The following is an 11194-nucleotide window of genomic DNA, read 5'->3' as shown; positions in this document are numbered from 1 at the left end:
CCTTGATTAAATAATTCAATTGCTTTTCTTTTAAATTCATAACTATATCTCATGAAAATACCCCCTTTACTGGTTGTCCAGTAAAGGGGGTACATATCATAGGTAGCTCCTTTTTTGTTATGGTATGTATTTAGTTGTTATTATCTACCGTTTTTAACGATATTGTCCATCCAGTTGAATAATTCATCTAAATCGTAGTCGCCAGAATGGTCTACACCAAATGGTGTTGCCATATCTACGTTGTACCCAAGGTTTTGAGCACGTGTACCTACGATCAATGGGATGGCTACGGATGTATTGCTATCAGCTGTACCATAGCGGATACGATAGTAGCGTGCATTTGTCGCTGCTGGAGAACCGAGATAGTTCATTGGGTTCATCATAGTAACGATTTTAGCATTTTCTACGTATACATCTTGGTTAGGTGTTGTATCGTGTAATGCAGCAGTAATTGTAAAGTGATTATTATCTGTAGCACTTGTACCGAATAGGCTATTCTCGCCAGAGTCATTAGAACGGGAGTCGAATGCACCTGGTGCTTTAGAACGACTTACAAACTGATTGTAAGCTTCCCAGTTAATATCTTTTATAGCGCCTGTTTTATTATCTCGTACAAGGTATGTATGTTTAGATAAATCAGTACCTTTAGCTTGTGCTTTATTAGCTGCATCGATGATGAATGCTTTCACATAATTTTTGAAAGTACCATTGCCATTCTTATCTAGTTTCAATACACGCCCCATAGAGTCATGCAATTGTAAATTGTTTACGTATTCTGGGAAGTGTTCACTTAGTAAGTTAGAGTATGCTACATCATCAGCATTCAAGTTTACACGTTGCGTTGTACGTTGCGGAGGAGCTGTATTGCCACCTACGTTGGCCTGAGGCAATTCACCTTGGCCCATCGTTACTTTATTGAAAGATGTAATACCTTTATAGCTCCATTCATAGGCCATATCAGCCGCATCAAGGTTTGTAATAGGTGCATAGGCAGAAACTGCATATACATTGGTTGCCGCTGTAGCAGCACCTAATGCTTGTAAATATGGTTGGAAGTCAGAGTTGTTACCAGTGGCACCTTGCAATAAGGATACAGCACCACCAGCACTTGTACCATTAGTGATGATACGGTTTGCATTACCTGGCATTGTGGAATCGTTAGCATGTAAGTATGCTGTGGCAGCTTGTAAGTCAACAATAACTGCAGGCGCTTTACCGATAAAGTTGCCATCGGATGCTTTATTTGTACGACCACGTGTAGCTGGGGAAGCTACTACATAGCCACGGGATAATGCGTAAAGAACACTATTAGGTTTGCCATTTTCTACTTTTGGAGTCATAGCTTGGCTTGGCATATAACCACCTACCGCATTTGGCATGAAGATAGGGGCTGTTTGCGTATTGTAACCATTTATAGTGCCATTGTTGAAGTATTCTTCTGGTACATAAATGTTCATGTACTGTTGATCGATATCGATTGGATTAGCCACGTAAGGGATATATTCGAAGGCGCGATATTTGATTTCCTTATTATCTACAGTAGTAGACATGGATTCATAATTCTTCACGTCGAAAGTAAGGCTAATCTTCGCAGATGTATCGGCCTGCAATGGCGGTTCTATTGGTTGAGAAAGAATATTTTTTTCTTCCGTTACACCAGCACCTTTTGTGGAAGCTTCATTACGAGCATCTACATAAGATTGAGGTAATTTATTTTCTTGAGCTTTAGCTTGTGCCTCAGCTTGAGCTTTAGCGTTTGCCTCAGCTTCAGCTTGTGCTTTAGCTTCAGCTTCGGCTTTAGCTTTTGCTTCTGCCTCAGCTTGAGCTTTAGCGGCAACTTCAGCTTGGGCTTTAGCTTTTGCTTCTGCCTCAGCTTGAGCTTTAGCGGCAGCTTCAGCTTGGGCTTTAGCTTTTGCTTCTGCCTCAGCTTGTGCTTTAGCAGCGGATTCAGCTTCTTCTTTTGCTAATTGCTCAGCAGCTAAACGTTCTTGTTCTTCTTTAATTGCAGCTTGTCTAGCCATTTCTGCTTGTTGTGCTGCAATGCGATCTTGTTCAGCTTTGAGTGTCGCTTGGCGTTGAGCCTCAGCTTGCTCTGCTGCAATACGATCTTGTTCAGCTTTTATAGCCGCTTGACGTTCTGCCTCAGCTTTAGCAGCAGCTTCTGCACGTTGGCGAGCAGCTTGTTCAGTAGCGATACGTTGTTGTTCAGCTTTTAAGGCGGCTTGGCGTTGAGCTTCAGCTTGTTGAGCTGCAATACGATCTTGTTCAGCTTTTAGAGCCGCTTGACGTTGAGCTTCAGCTTGCTCTGCTGCGATACGCTCTTGTTCAGCTTTTAAGGCAGCTTGTCGTTGAGCTTCAGCTTGTTCTGCTGCAATACGATCTTGTTCCGCTTTTAGAGCCGCTTGTCGTTGAGCTTCAGCTTGCTCAGCAGCGATACGTTGTTGTTCCGCTTGTTGAGCTGCAATACGTTGTTGCTCTGCTTGCATAGCTGCTTGACGTTGAGCCTCAGCTTGTTCGGCAGCGATACGTTGTTGTTCCGCTTGTTGAGCTGCAATACGATCTTGTTCTGCTTTTAAAGCCGCTTGACGTTGAGCTTCAGCTTGCTCTGCAGCCATACGTTGTTGTTCCGCTTGTATAGCCGCTTGACGTTGAGCCTCGGCCTGTTGTTGTGCAATGCGGCGTTGTTCTTCTTGGATACGAAGACGTTCTTGCTCTGCAGCTTGACGTTGTGCTTCAGCGATACGAGCTTGTTCAGCTTGCTGTGCAGCGATACGCTCTTGCTCGGCTCTTAGAGCTGCTTGACGTTGAGCTTCAGCTTGCTCGGTAGCTAAACGTTGTTGTTCAGCTTGCAAAGCAGCTTGGCGTTGAGCCTCAGCTTGTTGCTGTGCAATCCGTTGCTGTTCTACTTGCATAGCCATTTGACGTTGTTGTTCTGCTAGAATTGCAGCTTGACGCTGAGCTTCAGCTTGTTTTTGAGCAACCATTTGCTGATCAACTTGGTTTGTACCTGATTGTTGTGCGGCTTCTTCTGCTGCTAATTGAGCTAATCTTTCACGTTCTGCACGTTGAATATCTCGAATAGTTAATTTTTGTTTTGCTACAACGGCTTTAGTTTGAGTTGTATTAGCAATAACTAAAGGTATTGTAGATTCTTGTTGAACCATTACAGGAGTACGTTGTACCTGTGTCGTTTGTACTTGCTGTTTGCCATCAACTTGTTTTTGTACTGTAACAGGTTCAGTTTTACGTTGTACGTTCATCAAGCTATGCATGGCCAATGTTGGTTCCATGACAGCATTAGTTTGTTTATTAACAACATATTGTGGTTGTGAAACAGCCCGTTGTTGATCTGATAAAGCTTTTGCAATATCGTTTACAGGTACTGGACGTACACGCGGTATTAATGGTGTTACCTTTGGAACTGATTGTGTAGTTACAGGGGTAGGCTGAGTTGCCATAGGTCGTACGACTGGAGTAGCAATATTATTATTGCCTTGAGCCGTTGATTCAGTGGTAGTGTTCGAACCTACCAAATCATTCATGTTGAGTGTAGGGGCTGCGTGGGCAACACCACCCAACGCTGCAGCTGCAAAGAATGCAGCGGTAACCTTACGTTTCCTAGATGATTTCATGAATTACTCTCCGAACTAGATTTCAAATAATAATTTATAATTTTAAAATTTATTTATATTTACATAGTTTAACATAAATCGATATATTTGTATACTTATCAAAAATCTAAGGAATATCAGTAATAAACAGGTGATCTATTTATAAATGAAAAGTTAAATATTGCTTACTCAGACTATGGTAACGTATAGATAGTGTTGTTTTTTATTTATATATACTTTATTTACATCTGTCTCAACCGTAGAGGTTAAATGTAATCCATTAGATATATAACTTATAAGAACATATAATAGAAACTTTGCTATAACATAAGTATTTGCACAAAAAATGATGAGCAATTATTGGTACTAAAGGATTAAAATATAAATTTATATATTCTTTTAAATGTGAAAAAGGTTGTTGGTATAACTTTTAGCTATATTCAAAATTATAGATTTTATTATTTTTACTGAATAATTACAAAATTAGAAATTAAGGATTTTATGAATAAACCCCTTATCTACTAAGGCTTTATGGGATAAAATATACCCATTATCTAATGGAATTAATATTAATACTCTAGACTAGGGGCGCAATTATCATGTTCTTTAAGATTGCTTTTAATATGAGTTAACAGTGAATTTGTGAGAAAAATCACTTGCAAGTATATCGAAAATTTTATATACTCTCAACATCAAAATATTTAAAAATATCAATACAGTTATGAAGATATTAAGATGATTAGAAATCTTGAGAGAAGTTAATTGATCATCTAAGTTATGAGGGGATTATGAATAAAGTATTTAAAGTTATATGGAATAAATCTAAAAATTGTTATGTAGTTGTTTCTGAGCTTGCTAAAAATAATAGCGGTAAAAAGAAAATTGTAGTAGCCGGTATCTTTGCGGCATTGGCTATGACAAATGCTAATGTAGCATTTGCAGTAAATGATGTACCTAGTGGTAGCAATACGAATGCAGTTGCATTTGGTAATGGTGCTAGCGTTACAGGTTTAAATGCAATTGGTTTAGGTAAAGATGCAAAGGCTAATAAAAACAATGTTGTTGTAATCGGTACTGGTGCAAATGCTGAAAGTAACGAAAGTATTGCTATTGGTAACGGATCATATTCTACTAGTAGTGGTGCCGCATTAAGTACGGCCAGTGTTGCCGTTGGTTCGAAAGCATCTGCTCAAGGTAATACTACGATTGCGATTGGTACAAATGCAAAGGTTAAAAATAGTAAACAAGGGATTGCTATTGGTGGTGGTGCTGCTGACAATGACGGTGCTATTGTAGAGGGCGACCAAGGTATTGCTATTGGTGGTAACACGTATGCTAAGGGCGATGCATCTATCGTTATTGGTGGTGACGATACTGATAGTGCAAATAGTAGAGTCGTTGATTACACAGATATTAATACTGGTAATACTGTATCTGCTAACCTACAAACAGCGGTGCAAAAATTAACTGGTGTAAGTTTGAGTAACCCTAGATGGACTACTGCAACTGCTGGACATGCAGGTGTTACTCTTGGTATGAAGGCTCATTCCGGGAATGCTAGTATTGCAATTGGTACAGCGGCTGATGCACAGACTCGACTTGCAGGGACTTCAGATGTAACAAATGCAGTTGCTATTGGTACGGGTGCTAAAGCAAACCGAGATAACTCTGTTGCATTAGGTGGTGGTTCTACTACTGATTTGGCTGGTACCAAACAAACTGGCTATACACTACCTAATGGTGTAACTGCAAGTTGGGCTGGTGGTAGCTCAACATTACCAGGTGATATCGTATCCTTCGGTTCAAAAGGTTATGAACGTCAGTTGAAAAACGTGGCTCCTGGTGAGGTAAGCGCGACGTCCACTGATGCTATCAATGGTTCTCAGCTAGCTGCTATTGCAGATCAAATTACTTATAAGTATGTATCTATTAATTCTGCTGATACTCCTAATAGAGATAACACTGGTGCAAAAGCGACTAACTCTATTGCCATTGGTCCAAATGCGTCCACTACAGCAGCAGCTAATAAAGCGATTGCTATTGGTGATGGTGCAAGTGCAACAACTGCGAATGGTGTGGCAATTGGCTCTCAATCTGTTGCTAGTATTGCATCAGGTGTAGCAGGTTATAATGCTAATACTGGTCGTACTGATACATATGCTAACTTAACTGGTGCAACTTTAACATCTACATTAGGTGGTGTTGCTGTCGGTACAACAGGCCAAACTCGTCAAATCAACTATGTTGCTGCTGGTACAGCAGATACAGATGCAGTTAACGTAGCACAGTTGAAGAGTGTTAACCTTGCTTTCACAGGCGATATAGGTTCTGGTGACGTAAACCTTGCTAACAGTAAATTAGCTGTAAATGGTGACAATACATACATCGCAACTACAGCTAATGGTAAGAGCATTACTATTTCTGGTAAAAAGCAAGATATTTCTGTAGCAAATGGCACAGCGACTGCAACAGCTGGTATGGCAGATTCTGCTAACGTGGCTGATGCAATTAACAAAGCTATCGATCAAAATAAATACGGATGGAATCTTTCTGCTAATGGTGAAGCAACTCCGGAAGCAATTGAAAAAGGTAACACTGTAGATTTCTCTGGTGACGATAACATTACTGTTGCTAGAAATAATAAAAATATTTCTGTATCCTTGAAGAAAGAGCTTACTGGCTTGAACAGTGCATCTTTCAACAATGCTGCAGGCAATCCAACTGTTAAAATTGATGGTAATACTGGTATCAATGCAGGGGATATGAAAGTTACTAATGTAGCTGATGGTGTAGCTGATAAAGATGCTGTTAATATGTCTCAATTGAAGAAAACAGACGATAAAGCTGAAGCTAATAAAACAGCAATCCAAAAAAATACGACAGCTCTTGCTAATAAAATTTCCTTAGAAGGTAATACTGGTTCTACAACGGAGAAATCCCTGAATGATGGAGCTGTGAGCTTCAAAATTAAAGGTGAAGATGGTATTGCTACAACAGCTGCTGGTAATGATGTAACTGTTAAACTTGATACAGATACTAAAAATAAAATTGATAATGCTGCAGACAAAGATTTAAGCAATTTGAATCCTGCAGGTGAAGAAAAAGTTAAAGATTTAGCTGCTTGGAATGTAGTAGCTAATAGCGAAACTGCTGAAAAAGTAAAAGGTGGCGACACAGTTAAGTTTATCGACGGAGATAACATTGAAATTACTCAAGCGGGTAAAGACTTTACAATCTCCACTAAAAAAGATGTAACATTCGATACTGTAACTGCAAATCAAACAATTACAGCGCCTAAAGTAAAAGCTACAAATGGTGTTGAAACGCCTCAAGTTACTGGCTTGACTAATACAGATTGGGTTCCAGGTCAAACACAACCAGTATCTGGTCGTGCAGCAACGGAAGATCAATTGAAAAAAGTTGATGATCAAGTAGCCGATAACAAACAAAAGATTGCGGATAACAAAGATGCAATCAAGAAAAATGCTGATGACATTGCTGACAACAAAGCAAACATTACTAAAAATGCTGGTGATATCGCTACTAATAAAGCAGATATCGCTAAAAATAAAGACAATATTGATAAAAATACAACAGCTATTGCACGTAAAATTTCCTTAGGTGGTAACAGTGGTTCCACTGCAGAGAAATCCTTGAGCACAGGCGATGTGAAATTCAATGTTAAAGGGGCTAATGGTCTTACTACAGTCGCAGCTGGCGAAGATGTAACTGTTCAGCTTGATAACGACACTAAAGATAAAATTGACAATGCTGCAGACAAAGATTTGAGCAATTTGAATCCTGCTGGGGAGCAAAAGGTTAAAGATTTAGCTGCTTGGAAAGTAGTTGCTAATAGTGGTACTGCTGAAGATGTTAAAGGTGGCGATACAGTTAAATTTATCAATGGTGATAACATTGAAATTACACAAGCAGGTAAAGACTTCACAATCTCCACTAAAAAAGATGTAACATTCGATAGTGTGACTGCAAACCAAACAATTACAGCACCTAAAGTAAAAGCTACAACTGGGGTTGAAACTCCTCAAGTTACTGGCCTTACTAATACAGATTGGGTTCCAGGTCAAACACAACCAGTATCTGGTCGTGCAGCAACTGAAGATCAATTGAAAAAAGTTGATGATCAAGTAGCTGCAAATAAAGATAACATCACTAAAAATACAAATGATATTGCTACAAATAAAGGGAATATTGATAAAAATACAGCAGCTATTGCTCGTAAAATCTCCTTGGGTGGCAACACTGGCTCTACAGATGAAAAATCCTTGAGTACAGGCGATGTGAAATTCAATATTAAAGGTGAAAACGGTCTTACAACGGTTGCTAATGGTGAAGATGTAACTGTTAAACTTGATGCTGATACAAAAGGCAAAATCGATAATGCAGCAAACCAAGACTTGAGCAACTTGACTCCAGCTGGTGAGCAACAAGTTAAAGATTTGGCTGCCTGGAATGTTGTAGCAAACGGTAATACTGCTGAAAAAGTAGAAGGTGGCAATACTGTTAAATTCATCAATGGTGACAACATCGTAATTACACAATCTGGTAGAGACTTCACATTTGCTACTAGCAAAGATGTAACATTTGATACTGTAACTGCAAACCAAACTATTACAGCGCCTAAAGTAAAAGCTACAAATGGTGTAGAAACTCCTCAAGTTACTGGCTTGACTAATACAACTTGGGTTCCAGGTCAGACTCAACCAGTATCTGGTCGTGCAGCAACTGAAGACCAATTGAAAGCTGTAGATGATCAAGTAGCAGAAAACAAAGCTAATATTGCAGATAATAAAGATAAAATCACTAAAAATGCTGCTGATATTGCTGATAACAAACAAAATATTGCAGATAATAAAGCAGCGATTACTAAAAATGCTGGTGATATTGCAACAAATAAAGCTGATATTGCTAAAAATAAAGACAACATTGATAAAAATACAACAGCAATCGCTCGTAAGATTTCCTTAGGTGGTAACTCTGGTTCTACAGATGAAAAATCTTTGAGCACAGGCGATGTAAAATTCAATGTAAAAGGTGAAAATGGTCTTACTACTGTTGCTAATGGCGATGATGTAACTGTTAAAATTGATGATGCTACTAAAGGTAAAATCGATAATGCAGCAGACAAAGATTTGAGCAACTTGACTCCAGCTGGTGAACAACAAGTTAAAGATTTGGCAGCATGGAATGTAGTAGCTAATAATGGCACTGCTGAAAAGGTTCAAGGTGGCGATACCGTTAAATTCATCGATGGTGACAATGTTTCCATCACACAAAATGGTAAAGACTTCACAATCGCTACTAAGAAAGATGTAACATTCGATAACGTTACTGTAAACCAAAAAATCACAGCTCCAGAAGTGAGTGGTTTGACTAATACAACTTGGGTTCCAGGTCAAACACAACCTGTATCTGGTCGTGCAGCTACTGAAGATCAATTGAAAGCAGTTGATGATCAAGTAGCAGCGAATAAAGCTAATATTGAAGGCAATAAAGCAGCAATCACTAAAAATGCTGGTGATATTGCAACAAATAAAGATAATATTGCTAAAAACACAGAGGCTATCGCTCGTAAGATTTCCTTAGGTGGTGACACTGGCTCTACTGACGAAAAATCTTTGAGCACAGGTGATGTGAAATTCAATATTAAAGGTCAAAACGGTATTGTTACAGAAGCTAATGGCGAAGATGTAACTGTGAAATTAGACGATGATACTGCAAACAAAATCAACAATGCAGCAAATACTGATTTGAGCAATTTAACTGATGCCGGTAAACAACAAGTTAAAGATTTATCTGCGTGGAACGTAGTTGCTAATAACGGTACTGCTGAAAAAGTTGAAGGTGGTAACACAGTTAAGTTCATCGATGGTGATAACATTTCTATTACTCAAAATGGTAAAGACTTCACAATTGCTACTAAGAAAGATGTAACATTTGATACTGTCACTGCAAATCAAACAATTACAGCACCTAAAGTGAAAGCTACAGATGGTGTGGAAACTCCAGAAGTAACTGGCTTGACTAATACAACTTGGGTTCCTGGTCAAACACAACCTGTATCTGGTCGTGCGGCAACTGAAGATCAATTGAAAAAAGTTGATGACCAAGTAGCAGCAAATAAAGATAACATCACTAAAAATGCTGGTGATATTGCAACAAATAAAACAAATATTGCAGCAAACAAAGCTCAAATCGATAAAAACACAGAAGCAATCGGTCGTAAGATTTCTTTAGGTGGTAACACTGGTTCTACTGATGAAAAATCCTTGAGCACAGGTGATGTGAAATTCAATATTAAAGGCGAAAATGGTTTAACAACTGTAGCCAATGGTGAAGATGTAACTGTTAAGATCGATGATGCAACTAAAGCAAAAATCGATAATGCAGGAAACCAAGATTTGAGCAACTTAACAGATGCTGGTAAACAACAAGTTAAAGATCTTTCCGCATGGAATGTAACTGCAGCTGGCGGTACTGTTGAAAAAGTACAAGGCGGCGATACTGTTAAATTCCAAGCCGGTGATAATCTTGAGGTTAAACAAGACGGTACTACTTTCACATATAGCCTAGCTAAAGACGTGAAAGGTCTTAACAGTGTAACTGTAGGTGATGAAAATGGTCCATCCACTAAGATTACTCCTGCTGGTACAACTGTAAAAGATGCAGCTGGTAACGCTACAACAGTTAATGGTGCAGGCATGACTATTAATCCTGCAAACTCTGCAGCTAGTCCTGTATCCCTTACTGTAGATGGCTTGAACAATGGTGGTAACCAAATTCATGGTGTAGCACCTGGTACAGCTGATACAGACGCAGTAAACGTTAGCCAATTGAAAGGCGCACAAGCAGGTTTACAAGAGGCTATTAACCGTGTAGGTGTTGAGACACAACGTGTAGGTGCTCATGCGGCAGCTATGGCAGCGTTGAAACCAATCCAATACGATCCATTGGAACCAACACAAATTATGGCTGGTATTGGTAACTACCGTGGTGAAACAGCTGGTGCAATCGGTCTTGCACATTACAAAACTGAAGACACTATGTTCAACATCGGTGTTACTCTTGGTTCTAGCCACAACATGATTAATGCTGGTGTAACTCATAAATTTGGTGGCAACCGTGATAGAAAAGATGCGATTCCAGAACGTTATAAAGCTGGTCCTATCAGCTCTATCTACGTAATGCAAGATGAAGTAAGTCACTTGCGTTCTGAAAATGAACAACAAAAATCTAAACTTGATGAGCAACAAGCTAAATTAAATCAACAACAATCTGAAATTGATGATTTAAAAGCTAAGTTAAATCAATTACTTACTAAGTTATCTTAATCGATAACACTACCTTAATAGAGTACTTTTACTATAGTAGAGTGTAATTACATTAGAGAGCGCGTTAGGCTATAGTCTAGTGTGTAAACAAAAAACTCCCTATGTCATGTGTGGCATAGGGAGTTTTTCTTCTGTGGCTTATAGGACAAAAAGTGTGTGTAAAAACCCTTATAACACTAGATATTTACTAGTGTTATAAGGGTTTAATCTTTTTTTGGAGAAGTTTGAGGGTGG

General features: G+C 38.9%; 2 protein-coding genes. One reads left to right on the top strand and one right to left on the bottom strand.

From position 1 onward, the window contains the following. Window positions 1-140 precede the first annotated feature (140 nt). On the bottom strand, window positions 141-3632 hold the full coding sequence (locus KH109_RS09535) for a subtype B tannase (protein ID WP_295219157.1): 3492 nt from the start codon (window positions 3630-3632) through the stop codon (window positions 141-143). A 767-nt stretch (window positions 3633-4399) separates the two neighbouring features. Here KH109_RS09535 and KH109_RS09530 point away from each other — a divergent pair. Continuing rightward, entirely contained in the window at window positions 4400-10960 is a 6561-nt protein-coding gene (locus tag KH109_RS09530) for an ESPR-type extended signal peptide-containing protein (RefSeq protein ID WP_295219129.1), read from the top strand. The last annotated feature ends 234 nt before the right edge of the window (window positions 10961-11194 follow it).

Origin of the sequence: Veillonella sp., assembly GCF_018381775.1 — a bacterium.
In the GTDB taxonomy this organism is placed as follows: Bacteria; Bacillota; Negativicutes; order Veillonellales; family Veillonellaceae; genus Veillonella.
Note: the sequence above shows the minus strand (reverse complement) of the source record. Positions and strands in the feature narration are given on the sequence as shown.

Coding starts and splice junctions, on each gene's coding strand:
- KH109_RS09535 (WP_295219157.1), bottom strand. CDS start 3,632: ATGAAATCATCTAGGAAACGTAAGGTTACCGCTGCATTCTTTGCAGCT.
- KH109_RS09530 (WP_295219129.1), top strand. CDS start 4,400: ATGAATAAAGTATTTAAAGTTATATGGAATAAATCTAAAAATTGTTAT.